Origin of the sequence: Microbacterium sp. NPDC055910 (assembly GCF_042271185.1) — a bacterium.
GTDB lineage: Bacteria > Actinomycetota > Actinomycetes > Actinomycetales > Microbacteriaceae > Microbacterium.
The window spans coordinates 1-19,036 of sequence record NZ_JBHJZS010000006.1 but is presented as its reverse complement, the minus strand read 5'-3'; the positions used below and the strand labels follow the sequence as shown (position 1 = coordinate 19,036).

Here is a 19,036-nt window from a genome sequence, read left to right as displayed (position 1 = left end):
CACGTGTGACGCAGAGCGACCCCTCGACCAGCAACGACATCTCGACCGATCGCGACGATCAGCCGGGTTCGGCTCCCGCGCACGAGGGCGCGCCGCGCCCCGAAGAGGTCGAACGCCCGGTCCCGGAACCGGAGGGTCCGGATGCCGCGCCCGCCGCGACGGCGAACATCGGTGTCGTGGGGCTTGCGGTGATGGGGTCGAACCTGGCGCGCAACCTCGCGTCGCGCGAGGGAAACACCGTCGCGGTGTTCAACCGCACGTACGCCAAGACCGAGGAGCTCGTCACGGCGCACCCCGAGGCGGGGTTCGTCGCGACCGCGTCGTACGAGGAGTTCGCCGCATCGCTCGTGCGCCCGCGGACGGCGATCATCATGGTCAAGGCGGGCCCGGCGACCGACGCCGTGATCGACTCGCTCGTGTCGGTGTTCGAGCCCGGTGACATCATCGTCGACGGCGGCAATGCCCTGTTCACCGACACGATCCGCCGCGAGAAGGCCGTGCGCGACACGGGCATCAACTTCGTCGGGATGGGAGTCTCCGGCGGCGAGGAGGGCGCGCTGCTCGGGCCCTCGCTCATGCCGGGCGGTTCGGACGAGTCCTGGATCACGCTGGGACCGATCCTGCGGTCGATCGCCGCGGTCGCCGAGGACGAGCCGTGCGTGACGCACGTGGGTCACGACGGCGCAGGGCACTTCGTGAAGATGGTGCACAACGGCATCGAGTACGCCGACATGCAGCTCATCGCCGAAGCGTACGACCTGATCCGGCGAGCGACGGGCAAGAGCCCCGCCCAGATCGCCGACATCTTCGCCGAGTGGAACACCGGCGAACTCGAGTCCTACCTGATCGAGATCACCGCCGAGGTGCTCCGCCAGACGGATGCTGCCACGGGCGAGCCGCTCGTGGACGTCATCCTCGACCAGGCCGGCGCGAAAGGCACCGGCGCGTGGACGGTGCAGACCGCGCTGGACCTCGGCGTGCCGGTGTCCGGGATCGCGGAAGCGACCTTCGCCAGGTCGCTGTCCGCTCAGGCCGGACAGCGCCCCTACGGTGTGAACCTTCCCGGACCCGACCGCGACCTCGACGTCAGCGACGTGGACGCGTTCATCGAAGACGTCCGCTTGGCGTTGTACGCGTCGAAGATCGTCGCGTACTCGCAGGGGTTCGACCTCATCCGCGCCGGCGCCGCCGAGTACGGCTGGGCGATCGACCTCGGCGCCATCTCGAAGATCTGGCGGGCCGGGTGCATCATCCGTGCCCAGTTCCTCAACCGCATCGCCGACGCCTACACGCAGGACCCCGGGCTGCCCCTGCTCATGGCCGCCCCGTACTTCGACGAAGCGCTCGGCCGGGCACAGGGTGCGTGGCGACGCATCGTCGCGGACGCCGCAGCCAGTGGCATCCCCTCTCCCGCGTTCGGTTCGTCGCTGGCCTATTACGACGGGATCCGCGCCACGCGCCTGCCCGCCGCGCTCATCCAGGGCCAGCGCGACTTCTTCGGTGCCCACACCTACCGCCGCATCGACCGCGAGGGCACCTTCCACACCCTCTGGTCCGGCGACCGCACCGAGATCGACGCCGAAGACACCCACTGACCCCCACCCGCGAGACTGCACCGGGGCGCCGAGACTGCGGGGTTCACCCGCTGTCTCGCCCCGCCGTTGCAGTCTCGCGGTCAACGGGTTCATAGGGAGCGCACAGCCGGCGCATAGCGCTCGCCATAGGAAACCCATAGGTGCGGGCGCAGAATGGGAGGCGTGAACGCCACTCCCTCCCTGCACCGGCCCGACGGCACCGCCCTGCGCGTGCTCGTCGTCGACGACGAGCAGATGCTCACCGACCTGCTCTCGATGGCGCTGCGGATGGAGGGCTGGGAGGTGCGCGCCGCGTCCTCGGGCACCGAGGCACTGCAGGCGGCGCGCGAGTTCGAGCCCGACGTCATGGTGCTCGACGTCATGATGCCCGACCTCGACGGGATGGCCGTGCTGCAGCGGCTGCGCCAGTCGGGCGACAACGTGCCCGTGCTCTTCCTCACGGCGAAGGACGCCGTCGCCGACCGCGTCGCGGGCCTCACGGCGGGCGGCGACGACTACGTCACGAAGCCGTTCAGCCTCGAGGAGGTCGTGGCACGCCTGCGCGGACTCATGCGCCGCGCCGGCACGGCGCACCCGAGCGGCAGTGAGCCGATCCTGCGCGTCGGCGACCTCAGCCTCAACGAGGACAGCCACGAAGTCGAGCGCTCCGGCACCGAGATCGAGCTCACGGCGACCGAGTTCGAGCTGCTGCGCTTCCTCATGCGCAACCAGCGCCGCGTCGTATCCAAGGCCCAGATCCTCGACCGCGTCTGGAACTACGACTTCGGCGGGCGCTCCTCCGTCGTCGAGCTCTACATCTCGTACCTGCGCAAGAAGATCGATGCGGGCCGCGAACCCCTCATCCACACCGTGCGCGGCGTCGGGTACATGATCAAGGCCCCGCAGTGACGGATGCCGCGGCCCCGGCACCGCCGACGGGTCGGCGCCCCTGGACTCTGCAGAACCGCCTGATCGGCACGGTCGTCGCGATCGTCTCGCTCATCCTCGTGCTCGTCGCGGTCGCGATGAGCGCGATCCTGGGCACCGTCCTCGAGCAGCGCCTGAACGCGCAGCTGACGTCGACCGCGAACCGCACGGCGCTGTGGATCGGGCCGATGCTGAGCGCGGGGATGACGGCCGCCGACGTGCTGCGCGAGAACCCGCAGCCGGCCGGCTCGCTGCTGGCGATCTCGTCGCCCTTCGGCGAGGCCACGGCCGCTGTCGTGCAGGACGACGGCACCGTCGCGACGCTGGATGACGACCAGATCTCGCAGATCGCGCAGGGACTGCGCGTGCAGGGGCCCATCGTCGCCTCGATCGACGACGTCGGCACGTACCGGCTCGAGCCCCTCCGCGCGGGAGCGACCGTCGTCCTGGTCGGGCTCTCGCGCGCCGATGTCGCCACGACGATCGGCCAGATGCTCACGACGATCACCCTCCTCACGCTCGGTGGCCTGATGCTGCTCAGCGTCGCGACGGCGTGGACGATCCGCGTGGGGCTCGCGCCGCTGCGCGCCGTCGCCGACACCGCGGCACGGGTTTCGGCGCTGCCGCTCGCCGAGGGCGCCGTCTCGCTCACCGAGCGCGTGCCGGCCGCGCAGGCCGATCCGCGCACCGAGGTCGGGCGAGTCGGCGAAGCCCTCAACACGATGCTCGACCACGTCGCGGTCTCGCTCGACGCGCGTCAGCGCAACGAAGAGCGGATGCGGGCATTCGTCGCCGACGCGAGCCACGAGCTGCGCACGCCTCTCGCCTCGATCCGCGGGTACTCCGAGCTGTCGCTGCGGGCCCTTCGGCAAGCTCAGGGACCGGCTGTGGCTCAGGGACCGGGCGGCGCGCCCGAGGTCACCGGCATCGCGTGGGAGACGACGGAGGCGTCGCTCGAGCGCATCCAGGCGCAGTCGCTGCGGATGACGGCGCTCGTCGAGGACCTGCTGCTGCTCGCGCGTCTCGACGAGGGGCAGGAGCTCGTCTACGGCTCAGTCGACCTGTCGCGCCTCGTGATCGATGCGACCGGCGATGCCCAGGCCGCGGCATCCGATCACGAATGGTCGCTCGACCTCGATGAGAACCCCGTCGTCGTCGCGGGCGACGCCGGGCGCCTCACGCAGGTCGTCGCCAACCTGCTCGCCAACGCGCGCATCCACACCCCCGAGGGCACGCACGTCGCGGTCTCGGTGCGGCACGACGGCCGAGAGGCCGTCGTGAGCGTGCACGATGACGGCCCCGGCATCGACCCCGCCGTCGCCGACGAGCTGTTCCAGCGCTTCTCGCGCGGCGACCGCTCCCGCGCACGGCAGACGGGCGGCACCGGCCTCGGCCTGTCGATCGCGCAGGCGATCGCGCGCGCCCACGGCGGCACGCTGTCGGTGCGATCGGCGCCGGGCGACACGACGTTCGAGCTGCGACTGCCCGCGGCCCGGCCGGCCGACCCCCACGCCGACCCCGCGACGACGCCGGCTCAGTAGCCGCTGAACGCGTCGGTCGTGATCGAGCGCGCCCGCTCGAGCGCGGGCGCCAGGTCGGCGATCAGGCCGGGTGGACCCGAGATGTACGCGTGCCGCGACGCGATGTCGGGGACGACCTGCACGAGCCCGCCGGCGTCGAGACGCACACCGCGCGCCCACGCCCAGTGCGACGGCAGATCCGCGGGCCGGTCCCGTGTGAAGACGACGACGGGCACGCCCGTCGCTTCGAGCTCGGGGCGATAGGCCAGCTCCGACGACTCGGATGCCACGTACACGAGCACGACATCGCGGTCCTCGGCGGCGAGCTTCGCGGCGCGCAGCTGAGACACGAACGGCGTGACGCCGATGCCCGCCGCGACCATCAGCAGGGGCGCGGTCGTGCGCTTGGGCAGGACGAAGTCTCCCCACACGCCCGTGACGGGCAGCGCCGTGCCGGCCTCGACGGCCGCGAGCGCGCGCTTGTACGAACTGGGCGGCTTCGCCCCCTCGCCCTGGGCCTCGCGGAACGCGACCCGCACGAACGGCATGTCCTGCGGCGCCGAGGCGATGCTGAACTCGCGTCGGGTTCCGCGCGCGTCGGGGTGGTGGTGCGGCACCTCGAGCTCGAGGTACTGGCCGGGCACGAACCGCAGCGGACGACGGGCGAGGAAGGTCAGCTCGCGCACGGTCGGTGTGAGCTGCGTCCGGGAATCGAGGACGAGCCGCACGGACGAGCGCACCGCGAACGCGAAGGCGACGAGGTTGCCGATGATGAGCGCACGCTCCTGGCCGAGACTCATGGCGCCGAGGTCGATCGGCCAGCCCGCGAGGATGCCGACGACGGCCGCGACGATGAACTGCTGACGGCGCCGCGGCGGCAGCGTGAGCGGCTCGGACAGCATGAACGCGCCGAGGAACAGGAAGGGCGACGACGACAGGATCGGCCAGAAGATGTCGCCGATCTCGGTCGACACACCCGCCGCCTCGTACTGCGCGGCCGTGCGCATGACGGCGACGCCGACCGCGACGACGAGGAAGACGGCGATCACCCGCAGCTTCTCGGTGCGCCACAGGACGACGATGCCCAGCAGCGCGACGGGGCCGGCCATCGCGGGTGTGCCCACCCACCACGACGGCATCCCGAGCGCGGGGACGGCCAGCGCGACGAGCGTCAGCACCGTCGCGCCGACGGCGGCGGGATTGAGGATGTGCCGCCCCTGCCACGCGAGGACGTACTTCGAGAGGGATGCCACGGCCGCGGCCAGCGCGATCCCCGCGAGCCCGGCGAGATCGAGCGTCGGTCGCAGCACGAACAACAGGATGTGCGCCGTGATGAGCGAGGACTCCAGACGCCACGGCAGCGAGAGGATGCGCTGAGCCGCGGCATCCACCCCCACGCAGACGCCGGCCAGGACCGCGAGCGTCGCGAGCAGCTCGAGCGGTCCGGGAGCCACCTGGCCGAAGAACGACAGCACGAGCGCGATCCCGCCGAGCACGGCGAGCGCGAGCAGCACGAGACGGTACATCGACACGCGGCCGAGGACCGCGAAGACACGACTCCACAGGACGGTGAACGAGCCCAGCACGTCACACCACCTCGCGAGAGGCCTGGGCGGACGTGCGAGGGCGCGGCGAAGACGTGTCGGTCACGGTTCCACGGTACTGCCCGCAGCGAACAGCTCGGCCCGGCAGCCCGGCGACCATTCCACCCGGCCGTCGGTCATCATGCGCACCCAGTGGACGCCCCACTCGTGCGCGAGCCGCGGGCCCCCGTCGAAGAAGAGCGCCGTCGCGATCGCATCGGCCCGCAGCGCCGTCGCCGCGACCGCCCACGTCGCCGCGATCGCGCGCACGGGCTCTCCCGTGCGCGCATCGAGCACATGATGCAGGCCGTCGCCCCACGCACGCCGGTTGGTCGCCGAAGCGCACAGCGCGGCGTCCTCGACCTCCCACACCCCGAGGACGCGGCGGGCGTCGAAGGGGTGCTCGAGGCCGATCCGCTCCCGGACGCCGTGCATCGCCATGTCACCGCCCGCGTCGACGACGACGACGCGATGTCCCGCACGGCGGAGGAGTGCCGCGACGAGGTCGACGAGGTGCCCTTTGCCGACGGCGCCGACATCGATGAGGGCCGGACGGCGCAGCGCCAGCCGCTCATCGTCCCAGGTGAGCTGCGCCCGCCAGTCCGACGGAGCGGAGCGCGCGCCGCGATCGACGAGCGAGAAGTCGGCGTCGTACCCGCGCTGGGCGAGTGCGTCGCCCACGAGCGGCTGCACGGCGCCGGCTGTGGCCTCCGAGAGCGCGGTGTACGCGTCGAGCATGACGCGGGCATCCCCGGGAGCGGGCGCTTCTCCCCCGTCACGAGCGAGCCGGGCGACGAGCGAATCGGCGCGGAAGCGCGACCACGTCTCGTCGAACGACGAGATGACGGATGCCACGTCCCGCCGCACGGCATCGCTCATCCGATCGGGGGTCTCGACGAGCCACTCGGTGCCGATCGCGGCGAAACGCCAGTGCTCGCGGAGCGTCACCGTCTCAGTCCGCGGCGTCGGCCTTGATCGCCTCGAGCGCCTCGGCGAATCCGCCGCTCGTGAGCGAGGACCCCGCGACGCGGCTGACCGAGACCTCGTCGAGGGGCTTTCCCACGACTTCGCCCGAGATGCCGCCGATGAACTGGCCCTGGAACTGCGCGGATTCGGCGCGCTGCGGGTCGCCTACGACCGACACGTCGGTGACGACGTCGTCGGCGAGCGTCACGGTCACCGTGATCGTCTCGACCGATTCGGGCGTCGCGTAGGAGCCCTCCGCCGTGTACACGCCGTCGGCGTACGGTCCCGCGACCTGATCGCCGTCGGCCCCGGCAGAGGTGGAGGCGCAGCCGGCGAAGCCGAAGGCACCCGCGATTCCGACCGCCGCCGCGGCGAGCGTGCGCGTGCGAACCGTCACGCCGCCCCGTCGAACATGCTCGTGACCGAGCCGTCCTCGAAGACCTCGCGGATCGCACGGGCGAGCAGCGGCGCGATCGGGAGGACCGTCAAGTGGGGGAAGCACTTCTCGGGCGGCAGGGGGATCGTGTCGGTCACGACGACCTCGTCGATCGCGTCGCTCTGCAGTCGCTGGGCGGCGGGATCGCTGAAGACGGCGTGGGTCGCCGCGACGATGACGCGTTCGGCACCGTTCTTCTTGAGCGCCTCGGCTGCCTTGACGATCGTGCCGCCCGTGTCGATCATGTCGTCGACGAGCAGGCAGACCCGGCCGTCGACGTGGCCGACGATCTCGTTGACGCTCACCTGGTTGGCGACGTTGGGGTCGCGACGCTTGTGGATGATCGCGAGCGGTGCGCCGAGGCTGTCCGACCACTGGTCGGCGACGCGCACGCGGCCCGTGTCGGGCGAGACGACCGTCAGCTTCTCACGGTCTTCGGCGGACAGGGTGCGCTGGAAGTACTCCAGCAGCACGGGCTTGGCGAAGAGGTGGTCGACCGGGCCGTCGAAGAATCCCTGGATCTGGGCGGCGTGCAGGTCGACGCTCATGATGCGGTCGGCACCGGCCGTGCGCAGCAGATCCGCGACGAGACGGGCGCTGATGGGCTCGCGTCCGCGGCCCTTCTTGTCCTGCCGCGAATACGGGTAGTACGGCATGACGACCGTGATGCGCTTGGCGGAGGCCCGCTTGGCGGCATCCAGCATGATGAGCGTCTCCATGAGCCACTCGTTGACCGGCGGACCGAAGGTCTGGATGAGGAAGAAGTCGCACCCGCGGATCGAGACCTCGAAACGGGTGAGGATCTCACCCGAGGCGAAGGTGCGGTGCTCGGTCGGCACGAGCTTCGTCCCCAGACCCTGGGCGACATCACCTGCCAGCTCGGGGTGCGAGCGACCAGCCGCGACGACGAGCCGCTTCTTGGTCTTCGCGACCAGACCCGGAGTCGTGTCCCCCGAGTGATCGCGATCAGCCGTCTTGTTCTTGCGCCCCATCGTCCGCTTTCTGTGCGGACCGAGCCTTGGCCGCGACGTCCGCGGCACCGGTTCCCGGTCTGTTCATCTCGACCCACCCCTCGACGTTGCGCTGGGGGGAGACGCTGAGGGCCAGGGCACCCGCGGGAACGTCCTTGCGAACGACGGCTCCCGCCCCGGTCTTCGCGCCATCTCCGATCCTAACGGGCGCGACGAAGACGTTATGCGACCCCGTGTGCACCTCGTCGCCGAACTCGGTGCGATGCTTGGCGAGGTCGTCGTAATTGGCCGTGATGGCGCCCGCGCCCAGATTGACGTGGCGTCCGATCGTCGCATCGCCGATGTACGACAGGTGCGGAACCTTGCTGCCCTCGCCGATCGTGGTGTTCTTCGTCTCGACGAAGGTTCCGATCTTGCCGTTCTCGCCGAGGATCGTGCCGGGGCGCAGGTACGAGAACGGACCGACCGTCGCTCCCGCGCCGATGACGGCGAGCGTCGCGTCGGTGCGCTTGACGGTCGCCCCCTCCCCCACTTCGCAGTCGGACAGCGTCGTGTCGGGCCCGATGACGGCGCCCGAGGCGATCGTCGTCGCCCGCAGCAGGTAGGTGTTCGGCAGGATCGTGACATCGGGCGCGAGCGTCGCGTCGACGTCGATCCACGTCGTCGCGGGGTCGAGGATCGACGCGCCCTCGAGCTGCCAGCGACGCACCGTGCGCGCGTTGAGCAGACGCGCCGCCTCGGACAGCTGCACGCGGTCGTTGACCCCGAGCGCGACGGCGGCGTCGGGCGCCGGCGTCGCGGCGACCTGCTCGTCGGCACCGCGCAGCAGACCGACGACGTCGGTGAGGTACTTTTCGCCCTGCGCGTTGGCGGTGCCCACGCGCGAGAGCTGCACGCGCAGCGACGCCGCGCGGAAGACGTAGACCCCGGCGTTGATCTCGGTGACGGCGCGCTCCTCGGGCGTGGCATCCTTCTGCTCGACGATGCGGGCGACGGCGCCCGACTCGTCGCGGATGACACGGCCGTAGCCGGTCGCGTCATCGAGGATGGCGCTCAGCACGGTCGCGGCGGCCGCGCGCGCACGGTGCGTGTCGAGCAGTGCCGTGAGCGTGTCGGCGTCGAGCAGCGGCACATCGCCGCTGAGCACGAGCACATCGCCGTCGAAGTCCGGGATCGCCTCGAGCGCGACCTCGACGGCGCGGCCGGTGCCGGGGATGTCGTCCTGGTCGACGACGACGGCCTGAGCGTCGGTGTCGACGACGGCCTGCGCGACACGGTCGCGATCGTGGCGCACGACGACGAGGACCGACGCGGGCGAGAGGGCGCGGGCCGTGCGCACGACGTGTCCGACGAGCGGACGACCGCCGATCGGATGCAGCACCTTGGGCAGCGCCGACTTCATGCGGGTGCCCTGCCCCGCGGCGAGGACGACGACGGCCAGCGGTGTGTGCGTGTTCGACATGCTCCGCCGCCAGGATTCGAACCTGGGCCTAACAGCTCCAAAGGCTGTCGTGCTGCCGTTACACCACGGCGGACCGGCCGCGACCGCGGCACCTGACAAGTCTGCCACGACGCAGGCGGATGCGATGATGGGCGGGTGGCGGACAAGTCGGACGAAGTCGATCGCATCGTCGAGGCGTGGATCGCGCAGCGCCCCGACCTCGACTTCTCGCCGCTGGAAGTGCTCTCGCGCGTCGATCGGCTCTCTCGCCACCTCGACCGCGCGCGGCGCGATGCGTTCCGCCGCAGCGACCTGGAGCCGTGGGAGTGGGACGTGCTGTCGGCCCTGCGGCGCGCGGGCGAGCCGTTTCAGCTCAGCCCCAAGCAGCTGCTGCAGCAGACGCTCGTCTCGAGCGGCACGATGACGAACCGCATCGACCGGCTCGTGGCCCGGCGGCTCGTCCGGCGCGAAGCCGACCCGGATGACGGTCGCAGCATCCTCGTCACGATCACCGATGACGGCCGCCTGCGCGTCGACGCGGCCATCACGCGCCTCGTCGACGCCGAGGCGACGCTGCTCGCGACGCTCTCGCGCGCCGACCGCGACCGCCTCGCGGGCCTCCTGCGCAAGCTGAGCCTCGGCTTCGACCGCTGAGCGCATCCGGGCAGGCGTCGCCGCCGGCCCGGATGCCACGGGTCAGCGTCCGACGGACTCCGCGAGGTCGGCACCGGCCGACTCGTCGAGGTAGCGCTCGAGGCTGTCGTCGAGCTCATCGATCCACGGCGTGTGGTGCTGCACCGCGATCGTGCCGGTCATGACCGAACGGTAGGTGCGGTCACGGTAGCCCATGATGTCCTCGGCCTTGTCGTCCTTCCACGCGAGGAAGATCTCGACGACCTCATCGATGTCGAACATCGGGTAGTCGGTCGCATCGATCAGGTCGCGGATGTAGTCGCCCTGGAACCGGATCTCATCGGCGGCGCTGGCGATCGCGTGGAACCGCGCGAGCCAGTGATCGATGTCGATCTGCCGCGTCGCGGCATCCGGAAGCCGGATGCGCCCGAGGATGATGTCGCGCACGAACCAGGCCTGTGCGTCGAACATGTTGAACGTGAACCACTGGTCCTGTGCGCCGAGGTAGAACACGTGCGGGTTGTCCTGCCACACGATGCCCTTGTACAGCCCCGCGGGGTAGACGCAGTTGCGCGACTCGAGGGCGAGCTCGTCGGGAAGGAAGGGGTACTTGTGCAGGTAGCCCGTGCACAGGATGACGGCGTCGATCTCGGCGACGCTGCCGTCCGAGAAGTACGCCGTCGACCCCTCGAAGCGATCGATGAGCGGACGCTCCTCGAACCCCTCGGGCCAGTCGTATCCCATGGGCTGCGTGCGATAGCTCGCGATGACGCGTCCGGCGCCCATCTTGTAGGCCTGGCTGCCGATGTCCTCGGCCGAATAGCTCGAGCCGACCACGAGGACGGTGCGGTCCTTGAGCGCCTCGGCGCCGCGGAAGTCGTGCGCGTGCATGATGATGCCGGGGAACGTCTCGACACCGGCGATCTCGGGCTGCGACGGGAAGGAGAAGTGACCGGATGCCACGATGATGCGATCGAACTCCTCGCTCGTGGTCGAGCCGTCGACGAGGTTCTCGCTCGCGAGCGTGAACGTCTCGGTCTCGGGGTGGTAGTCCACCCAGCGCACGACCGTGCTGAAGCGCACCGCTGCGCGCAGGCCCGCTTTCTCGACGCGGCCGTTGATGTAGTCCCACAGCACCTCACGCGGCGGGTAGGACGAGATCGGCTTTCCGAAGTGCTCGTCGAAGCTGTAGTCCGCGAACTCCAGCGCCTCCTTGGGGCCGTTCGACCACAGGTTGCGGTACATGCTGGAGTGGACCGGCTCGCCGAATTCGTCGAGACCCGTGCGCCACGTGTAATTCCACTGGCCGCCCCAGTCCTCCTGCTTCTCGAAGCAGACGATCTCGGGAACTTCTGCGCCCGCCTGTTCTGCAGCGTGGAAGGCTCGCAGCTGCGCCATTCCGCTGGGACCGGCGCCGATAATCGCTATTCTCATGTATTCGTATCCTCTAGTTGCGTATCACTTGCATCTGCGTCATCGCATACATCTGCACCGCTGCGGCACGGGGAAGAAACACCACGCGCGCCGTCCGGGTTTCGGTGCTGACCGTCTTCCAGGGTATCAAGCACGCGATCAGCGGTCTTTTCCGGGTGATTGCGGGTCGTGCGCAACGCACTGCGCGGGCCCGCCTCCGAAGGGACGGACCCGCGCAGCGCTGTGGCGAGGACCGGTTACGAGCCCTGGTACGGCGCGAAGACCGTGAAGGTCTCGTCCGTCTCGAGGTTCGTCACCGTGACGGTCGCCTCACCGTCGGCGACGGACGCCGACCGTGAGTTGAGCGAGACCGCGACGGTCTTGCCCGGCGCGACCGACGAGAACGACTTCTTGCCGAAGGCCGTCTCGACGGTGATGTCCACCGGGGCATCCGCGTCGTTCCTGACCGAGACGCTCACGTACGCCGTGCTGCCCAGCGACCGCGTCGCGGTGCTGGCCGTGACGGCGAGCGAGTCTGCGAGCTCTCCGCAGTCACCGACCGTCGCGCCGCCCAGGGCGTTCGTCGCGCCGAAGTCGCTCAGCGCGGCGCTGTTCGCGTCGCACGTGAGCGTGCCGTACACGGTGTTGCCCGCGAACACGGGGCCGTACTCACCGGCGAGCCTGCTGAAGCGCTCGTTGGCGGTGACCTGCGTGTTGCCGGACAGCTCGACCCCACGACGGAACGTCGTGCCCGCCGCGGTGACGTCGCGCTCGACGCCGCTGATCGTCGCGGAGCCCTCGACGGTCGATCCGAAGATCTGGAACGTCTCGGCCCCGTCGACGGCGAGCGCACCCGAGATGACCGTGTCGGTCACCATGACGGATGCATCGCCCGTGACGGTGAGGGCACCGGCGATGTCGGCATCGGTGATGCACGTGGCACCCGCGGTGAGCGTGACGGACTCGAGCGCGCCGGTCAGCGTCTGGGTGCACTCCAGTGCCGCGCCGGGCAGTGCCGTCGCGGTGTACGAGTCGGCATCGCCGATGTTGCCGGCGGCGTCGATCGCGCGGTGCTCGACGACGTGCGTGCCGAACCCGGGGATGAAGCCGCCCAGCGGGTGGTCATCCGGAAGGGTCTGCTCGAACGCGGCCTTGCTCAGTCCGCCCGAGCCGAGGTTCCCGTAGGTGAGGGCCTTCAGGTCGGTGCCCGAGTGGCGGAAGCGGAACGGCGAGTCCGGCATCGGCTGCTCGGGGAAGCCCGAGTAGTCGAGCCATCCGTCGCCGTTCAGGCGCAGCTGACCGACGACGTAGCGCTCACTGTCGTACCCGGCGGTGGAGTCCGTCGGGTCGAGCTTCATGTCCCATCCGCCGAAGTAGATCGGGTGAGCATCGGTCGTCGAGGTCGCGAGCGACTCCGACAGCGTCCGCGGCGCGGTGGGCATGACGGCGTCGATCTTCCACGCCTGCGTCGCCGGGGCGACGTCGGGGTTCGCCGGGTCGGTGACCGAGACCGTGAGGTCGTAGGTTCCCGCGCCGAGGTCGAGCGCGCCCAGGTCGAGCGTCGTGCGCGTGCCGGACTGCACCTCGGCGCCATCGATCTTCCACGTCACCGTGGGGATGCGGTCGCTCGGGTGGTTCGTGCGGACGAAGACGACCTCGTCGCGTGCGAGCGGCGTGGACGTGAGGCTGGCCGAGGTGATCTCCGCACCGGGAGCCGACGGGACGACGGCCTCCGCACCGATGGTCCACTGCCGGGTCTGCACGAAGCGCGGGCCGTTGTAGCCCGAGTCGGTCGCGGTGTTGTTGGCCGACGGGATGCGGACCCAGTCGATGCCGTCGGGACCGACGGGGTCGCGGACCTCGACGTGGACCGTCGTGCCCTCGGGCAGGTCGAGCTCGCCGAGGTCGAGGCTGCGCTCGGGGCCCGACGCGATGATCTCGCCCTCCGGACCGCCGTTGCGCCACGTCACCGTGAGCTCGTGGAAGCGCGGCTGGCCGGACTCGGTCCACAGGACGCTGTCGGCGGGCACGACACCCTCGGGCGTCGAGGTGACGACCATCTGACCCGAGTCGCGCAGGCCCGTGATGCGGGCGACCATGTGCTCGAGGCCGATCTGGTCGAAGTCGTATCCGACCCAGCGCATCATGGAGTGCTCGCTCGGACGGTACTGACCGCAGGGGTACAGTCCGCCGGATTCGTACAGGCCGATCCTGCCGCCCGAGCGGCTCTCTTCGCCGAGCCAGCGGAACCACTTGTGCTCGTCGGCGATCATCTGCTCTTCGGACGTGTACGTCGTGTGGTGGAAGCTCGTGCCCGACTCGGCACCCGTGTAGCACTGGCGGACGACGTCGCGCGAGTTGTAGGGGTACTCGTCGCGCAGCGTTCCGAGCGAGTGGCCGAGCTCGTGCAGCGAGACGACGGGACCCTGCGGGGAGCCCGCCGAGGTCGTCGCGTCGCGGCCGCCGATGCCGCCGTACGTGAAGGTGTTGGCCAGCGCGAGCGTCTGCACGTTCTGCGCCGTGCGCGGGATGCCCAGCAGCGGCGCGACGTAGTCGTCGAGGATCCGGCGCTGTGCCTGGATGCCCGTCTCGCACGGGTCGACGCCCTCGGGGTAGCGGCCGGCCTGCGACTCGCAGTCGACGGGGGCGCGCCCGTAGGTGATGCCGCGGGCGAGCGGGTCGTTGCAGCCGCTCAGCGTGAGGCGCAGTGCCGTGTTCTTGGTCGCGAGGGGTCCTTCGCGCTCGCCCGTGTCGCGGATCGTGCCGTCGGGGTGACGCACGCGGCCGTCGGGGTCGCAGTGCACGCCGTAGTCGATCGACGCGAGCTGCACGGCGTAGATGTTGATGTAGTTCTTGTAGCTGCGGAAGGGCTCGGTCCCCCACAGCACGCCGAGATTGCGGTCGAGGTCGGCCATGAACAGGCTCTGCTGGTCGGCCTGGTAGCCGTCACCGAAGACGACGAGGTTCAGTCGTTCGCTGGGGTCGCCGGTCACCTGGATCGGCACGACGTTGGGCTCGGGCAGCGGGTCGACCGCCGTCGCCGTCGCCGTCGCGGCACCGCCGACGACGAGCGTTGCGGTCATCGCGACCGTCGCGAGTACCGCGCCGATCCTCGATGACGCTCTTCTGGGGGATTTCAACACGTGGACCTTCCTTTTCCGGGACGCTTCTGTGCGCCGTCACGGATCCGCACCGCTTCGTAGGGGTGCAATGGGGTTCGCCGGGCGGGGGCCCGGTGACGTGTAACACGCTACTGAAGGGGCCCGACAAAGACCATCGACAGACGTCGCACCCTCAGTAATGTTTGACATATCACAGAGGACCCTGCGACGATTCGGGCACGTCTCCTGGATTCCACAGCGGCACGACGTCGTGACAGCACCACCGGAGTCCGGACGACCAACGCAACCGCGACGCACGATGCCCCGCGGCGAAGCGGGCACGTGCTCGGACCCGACACACGTCGACGAAGGGACCCTTCACTGTGAGACTCAGAACCCCGGCCGCCGTGGCCGTCCTGGTATGCGCCGGGCTCGTCTCGGCCGCCGCGACCAGCCCCGCGACAGCGAGCACCGCGCAACCACCCGGGATCGTGATCGCCGATGGGGTGACCCAGCCCGTGCACGGCTACACCGATGCCGTGCGCGAACGCGTATGGGTCAAGGCCGGTATCGACAGCGACCGCGACGGCGTCGAGGATCTGATCCGCGTCGACATCATGCGGCCGGCCGCGACCGAAGAGGGTCTGAAGGCCCCCGTCATCATCGACAACTCGCCGTACTACGCGACACTCGGACGCGGCAACGAGTCCGAGTTCAAAGCCGACGTCGACGGCGACGGCCTCAACGACCGGTGGCCCCTCTACTACGACAACTACTTCGTGCCGCGCGGCTACGCCGTCGCCCTGGTCGACATGACCGGAACCGCCGGCTCGACCGGCTGCCCGACGATCCAGGGCGAGTCCGAGAACATGTCCGGCCCCGCCGTCGTCGACTGGCTCAACGGCCGCAACACCGCCGTCGATGCGGATGGCGAGCCCGTCGTCGTCGACTGGCACAACGGCAAGTCCGGCATGATCGGCAAGTCCTACGACGGCGCGCTCGCGATGGGCGCGGCCGTGTCCGGCGTCGAGGGTCTCGCGACCGTCGTCCCGATCGGCGGACCGTACAACTACTACGACTACACGCGCACGAACGGCCTCGTGCAGCGCGGCAACAACTACCTGCGCTCCCTCGCCACGACGATCACGAACGACGACCGCGAGCGTCAGGCACGATGCGCGCCCGTGTGGGATGAGATCGACGCGGCGGACGGCGATGAGAACGGCGACTACTCCCCGTTCTGGTACGAGCGCAACTACCTCGACAAGGTCGACGAGGTGACCGCGTCGGTCTTCCTCGTGCACGGCCTGCAGGAGGAGAACGTCCGCGCCGACCACGCCTCGAAGATGTGGGCCGCCCTCGGCGAGCACGACGTCGAGCGCAAGATGTGGCTGTCGCGCACGGGCCACATCGAGCCCTTCGACTTCCGCCGCGGCGAATGGGTCGACACGCTGCACCGCTGGTTCGACCACTACCTGCTCGACATCGACAACGGGATCGACGCCGAGCCGATGGTCGACGTCGAGGTCGAGGGCGGCGTATGGGAGCAGCACGCGAACTGGCCCATCGACGGCACCGAGCACGTGGAGGTCTACCTCCGCGACGGCGCCGGCGGCGCCGGGTCGTTCGCCCTGACGCCCGCTCCGGGCGAGGCGACGGTCGCGTCGTTCGTCGACAACCCGAGCCAGACCGAGGCGCAGGCCATGAACAACCCCGAGACGACATCGGCGTCGCGGCTCGCCTTCCTCTCCGACCCGCTCGCCGAGGACCTGCGCATCTCGGGCACGCCCGTGGTCGAACTCACGGCCGCCTCCAGCCAGGACGTCGCGTACGTCGGCGCCATGCTGGTCGAGTACGGTCCGACCGAGCAGAACGACCGCGCGGGCGACGGCATCCGGCAGAACACGACGGCACCCGAGACCTGCCATGGCGAGGCGTCCGAGCACGATGACGCCTGCTACCGGATCGTGGACTACCGCCCCATCACGACGAACCAGTGGCGTGTCACGAAGGGGGTCATGGATGCCCGCAACCGCTTCTCGCTCGAGCAGGCCGCGCCGCTCGTCCCCGGTGTCGCGGAGAGCCTGAGCTTCCCGATGCTCCCCGAGGACTACACCTTCTCGGAGGGCAACCGCATCGGAGTGATCCTCGTCGGGTCGTACCGGTCGTACTCGGTCGAGACACTGCCATCCCGCCCCGAGATCACCGTCGACATGACACTGAGCAGGATCAGCCTCCCCGTCGTCGGCGGCACGCAGGCGGCCTCGGATGCCGGGATCGAAGCCCTCGCGGGAGACGTGACGGCCACGACGCGCACGCTCGGCGGCACGCCGTACGTCAGCGTCACGGCCGCCAACGACGCCGAGGTTCCCGTCGACATCACCGTCGAGACGGACTTCGGCACGAAGACGTTCTCCTCGGTCGCGCCGGGCAAGAGCGTCGCCGTCTCGTTCAACACGCGCTCGGCATCGGTCGGCGCGGGCACGGCGACGGTCACGGTGACCGGACTCGTCGACGGCGAGACCATCACCGTCACCAAGACGGCGTCCTACCCGGCGCGGTGAGTTCCGGCGGTGGGGGTGCGCTCCCGCATCCCCACCGCCGGCTGATCACTCCACGAGGCCGGACAGCTCGAACCAGCGCTCCTCGACCGCATCCCGATCGGTCTCGAGCGAGGTGATCCTCGCCATCTCGGCGGCCAGGCCCCCGTAGTCGGCCTGATCGTGATCGGCGAGCGCCGTGCGCGCCGTCGCGATCTGCTTCTCGAGCTTCTCGAGACGGCGCTCCAGCGACGCGATCTCCTTCTGCATCGCCCGAAGCTCCGCACCGGTCGGCTGCGGTGCATCCGGTATGTCAGCGGATGCCGCGGCGCGGTCGGCCGCAGGAGCCTGACGCTCGCGCTCGCGCAGCCGCAGGTACTCGTCGACGCCCCCCGGCAGGTGGCGCAGGTGCCCGCTCAGGATCGCGAACTGCTGGTCGGTGACCCGTTCGATGAAATAGCGATCGTGGGAGACGACCAGGAGCGTGCCGGGCCACGTGTCGAGCAGGTCCTCCATCGCGGCGAGCATGTCGGTGTCGAGATCGTTCGTGGGCTCGTCGAGGATCAGCACGTTCGGCTGCTCGAGGAGGATCAGCAGCAGCTGCAGGCGACGCTTCTGCCCGCCCGAGAGGTCCTTCACGGGCGTCGACAGCTGCGCGCTCGAAAAGCCCATCTGCTCGAGGAGCTGACCCGGGGTGAGCTCCTGGGCCTTCGAGCCGGCACCGAACGTGTACGAGGTCCGCAGGCCCGCGATGACGACCCGCACGGGATCGTCGAGGTGCTCCTCGAGTTCGTCCAGGCGCTGCGTCAGCGTCGCCACCTTGACGGTCTTGCCGCGCTTGACCCGACCGGTCGTCGGCTCGACCTCACCCGACACCAGCCCGAGGAGCGTGGACTTGCCGGCGCCGTTGACGCCCAGGATGCCCGTGCGCTCCCCCGGCGCGATACGCCACTCGAGGGGATGCAGCACGACGCGGTCGCCGTAGCTGACCGAGGTGTCGAGCAGATCGACGACGTCCTTGCCGAGGCGCGTGACGGCGAGCGACTGCAGCTCGGTCTTGTCGCGGATCTCGGGGACGTCGGCGATGAGCTCGTTGGCCGCATCGATGCGGAACTTCGGCTTGGACGTGCGCGCGGGGGCTCCTCGCCGCAGCCACGCCAGCTCCTTGCGGGCGAGGTTCTGGCGTCGCGCCTCGATCGTCGCCGCCTGCCGGTCACGCTCGACGCGCTGCAGGATGTATGCGGCGTATCCGCCGTCGAAGGGCTCGACGATGCGGTCGTGCACCTCCCACGTCGATGTGCACACCTCATCGAGGAACCACCGGTCGTGGGTGACGACGAGCAGGCCGCCCTGGTTCGCCGGCCACCGGCGCTTGATGTGCTCGGCGAGCCAGGCGATCGCCTCGACGTCGAGGTGGTTCGTCGGCTCGTCGAGGAAGATGACGTCGTGGTCCCCGACGAGCAGCTGCGCGAGCGCGACGCGGCGGCGCTGGCCGCCGGACAGGCCCGTGACGGGACCGTCCCACGCGATGTCGGCGAGCAGCCCGGCGATGACGTCGCGCACGCGCGAGGATCCCGCCCACTCGTACTCCGGCGTGTCGCCGACGACGGCCTCGGCGACCGTGCCGGTCTCGCCGAGGGTGTCGGACTGGTCGAGGACCCCGACGCGGACGCCGCCGCGCACCGTGACGCGGCCGCCGTCGGGTTCGAGCCGGCCGGCGAGCATCGCCAGGAGGCTGGATTTGCCGTCGCCGTTGCGGCCGACGACGCCGATCCGATCGCCTTCGTCGATGCCGAGCGAGACGGAGTCGAACACGACCTTGGTGGGGAACTCGAGGTGCAGGGCTTCCGCCCCGAGAAGATGCGCCATATCCCTCCCAGGCTAGGCCCCCTTGACCGTGAGACTGCACCGGGGCGCCGAGACTGCGGGGT

13 protein-coding genes and 1 tRNA gene are annotated in these 19,036 nt (G+C 70.1%); 5 read left to right on the top strand and 9 right to left on the bottom strand.

The window, feature by feature from the left end:
• Positions 1-167: 167 nt before the first annotated feature.
• From gndA to ACFC3F_RS04405, 3 genes are all read left to right on the top strand, one after another.
• Positions 168-1,595, top strand: coding sequence for an NADP-dependent phosphogluconate dehydrogenase (gene gndA / locus ACFC3F_RS04415; RefSeq protein WP_376127261.1), 1,428 nt, complete (start codon positions 168-170; stop codon positions 1,593-1,595).
• 162 nt (positions 1,596-1,757) lie between these two features.
• Positions 1,758-2,483: a response regulator transcription factor gene (locus tag ACFC3F_RS04410; RefSeq protein WP_376127087.1), complete on the top strand. Its 726-nt coding sequence runs from the start codon at positions 1,758-1,760 to the stop codon at positions 2,481-2,483.
• Positions 2,480-4,042, top strand: coding sequence for a sensor histidine kinase (locus tag ACFC3F_RS04405; protein ID WP_376127085.1), 1,563 nt, complete (start codon positions 2,480-2,482; stop codon positions 4,040-4,042). Before ACFC3F_RS04410 ends, ACFC3F_RS04405 begins: the two co-directional genes overlap by 4 nt.
• On the opposite strand, the gene ACFC3F_RS04400 is transcribed toward ACFC3F_RS04405, so the two are convergent.
• The 6 genes from ACFC3F_RS04400 to ACFC3F_RS04375 all read right to left on the bottom strand — a co-directional run bounded on the left by ACFC3F_RS04400 (position 4,036) and on the right by ACFC3F_RS04375 (position 9,512).
• Entirely contained in the window at positions 4,036-5,604 is a 1,569-nt protein-coding gene (locus ACFC3F_RS04400) for an FAD-dependent oxidoreductase (protein ID WP_376127259.1), read from the bottom strand. The two genes, ACFC3F_RS04405 and ACFC3F_RS04400, sit on opposite strands and share 7 nt — an antisense overlap.
• A 63-nt stretch (positions 5,605-5,667) precedes the next feature.
• Positions 5,668-6,552, bottom strand: a complete 885-nt coding sequence (locus ACFC3F_RS04395) for an FAD:protein FMN transferase (protein WP_376127084.1) — start codon at positions 6,550-6,552, stop codon at positions 5,668-5,670.
• A gap of 4 nt (positions 6,553-6,556) precedes the next feature.
• The gene (locus tag ACFC3F_RS04390) at positions 6,557-6,967 is read right to left on the bottom strand and encodes a hypothetical protein (RefSeq protein ID WP_376127082.1); all 411 of its coding nucleotides are present in this window, start codon (positions 6,965-6,967) and stop codon (positions 6,557-6,559) included.
• Positions 6,964-7,998, bottom strand: a complete 1,035-nt coding sequence (locus tag ACFC3F_RS04385; RefSeq protein ID WP_376127080.1) for a ribose-phosphate diphosphokinase — start codon at positions 7,996-7,998, stop codon at positions 6,964-6,966. Before ACFC3F_RS04385 ends, ACFC3F_RS04390 begins: the two co-directional genes overlap by 4 nt.
• Positions 7,973-9,439, bottom strand: coding sequence for a bifunctional UDP-N-acetylglucosamine diphosphorylase/glucosamine-1-phosphate N-acetyltransferase GlmU (glmU, locus tag ACFC3F_RS04380; protein WP_376127079.1), 1,467 nt, complete (start codon positions 9,437-9,439; stop codon positions 7,973-7,975). The genes ACFC3F_RS04385 and glmU overlap by 26 nt, the downstream gene beginning before the upstream one ends.
• A gap of 1 nt (position 9,440) precedes the next feature.
• Positions 9,441-9,512 (bottom strand) — tRNA-Gln (locus ACFC3F_RS04375).
• A 62-nt stretch (positions 9,513-9,574) separates the two neighbouring features.
• Between ACFC3F_RS04375 and ACFC3F_RS04370 the strand changes: the two genes are divergently transcribed.
• Positions 9,575-10,072 (top strand): MarR family winged helix-turn-helix transcriptional regulator, encoded by a 498-nt coding sequence (locus ACFC3F_RS04370; protein ID WP_376127077.1) that lies wholly within the window; start codon positions 9,575-9,577, stop codon positions 10,070-10,072.
• A gap of 42 nt (positions 10,073-10,114) precedes the next feature.
• On the opposite strand, the gene ACFC3F_RS04365 is transcribed toward ACFC3F_RS04370, so the two are convergent.
• Positions 10,115-11,485, bottom strand: a complete 1,371-nt coding sequence (locus ACFC3F_RS04365; protein ID WP_376127075.1) for an NAD(P)-binding domain-containing protein — start codon at positions 11,483-11,485, stop codon at positions 10,115-10,117.
• Between the two features lie 236 nt (positions 11,486-11,721).
• Complete coding sequence (locus tag ACFC3F_RS04360) at positions 11,722-14,547, bottom strand: M64 family metallopeptidase (RefSeq protein ID WP_376127073.1); 2,826 nt, start codon at positions 14,545-14,547, stop codon at positions 11,722-11,724.
• 401 nt (positions 14,548-14,948) lie between these two features.
• Here ACFC3F_RS04360 and ACFC3F_RS04355 point away from each other — a divergent pair, with 401 nt between their 5' ends.
• Positions 14,949-17,129 carry a CocE/NonD family hydrolase gene (locus tag ACFC3F_RS04355; RefSeq protein ID WP_376127071.1) on the top strand — a complete coding sequence of 727 codons (2,181 nt, stop codon included), beginning with the start codon at positions 14,949-14,951 and terminating at the stop codon, positions 17,127-17,129.
• Positions 17,130-17,174: 45 nt separating this feature from the next.
• On the opposite strand, the gene ACFC3F_RS04350 is transcribed toward ACFC3F_RS04355, so the two are convergent.
• Positions 17,175-18,974, bottom strand: a complete 1,800-nt coding sequence (locus tag ACFC3F_RS04350) for an ABC-F family ATP-binding cassette domain-containing protein (protein WP_376127069.1) — start codon at positions 18,972-18,974, stop codon at positions 17,175-17,177.
• Positions 18,975-19,036: the final 62 nt, after the last annotated feature.

Excerpts from the sequence above, each read along its gene's own strand:
- ACFC3F_RS04385 (WP_376127080.1), bottom strand. The coding sequence starts at position 7,998 with ATGGGGCGCAAGAACAAGACGGCTGATCGCGATCACTCGGGGGACACG.
- glmU (WP_376127079.1), bottom strand. The coding sequence starts at position 9,439 with ATGTCGAACACGCACACACCGCTGGCCGTCGTCGTCCTCGCCGCGGGG.
- ACFC3F_RS04365 (WP_376127075.1), bottom strand. The coding sequence starts at position 11,485 with ATGAGAATAGCGATTATCGGCGCCGGTCCCAGCGGAATGGCGCAGCTG.
- ACFC3F_RS04360 (WP_376127073.1), bottom strand. The coding sequence starts at position 14,547 with ATGACCGCAACGCTCGTCGTCGGCGGTGCCGCGACGGCGACGGCGACG.
- ACFC3F_RS04350 (WP_376127069.1), bottom strand. The coding sequence starts at position 18,974 with ATGGCGCATCTTCTCGGGGCGGAAGCCCTGCACCTCGAGTTCCCCACC.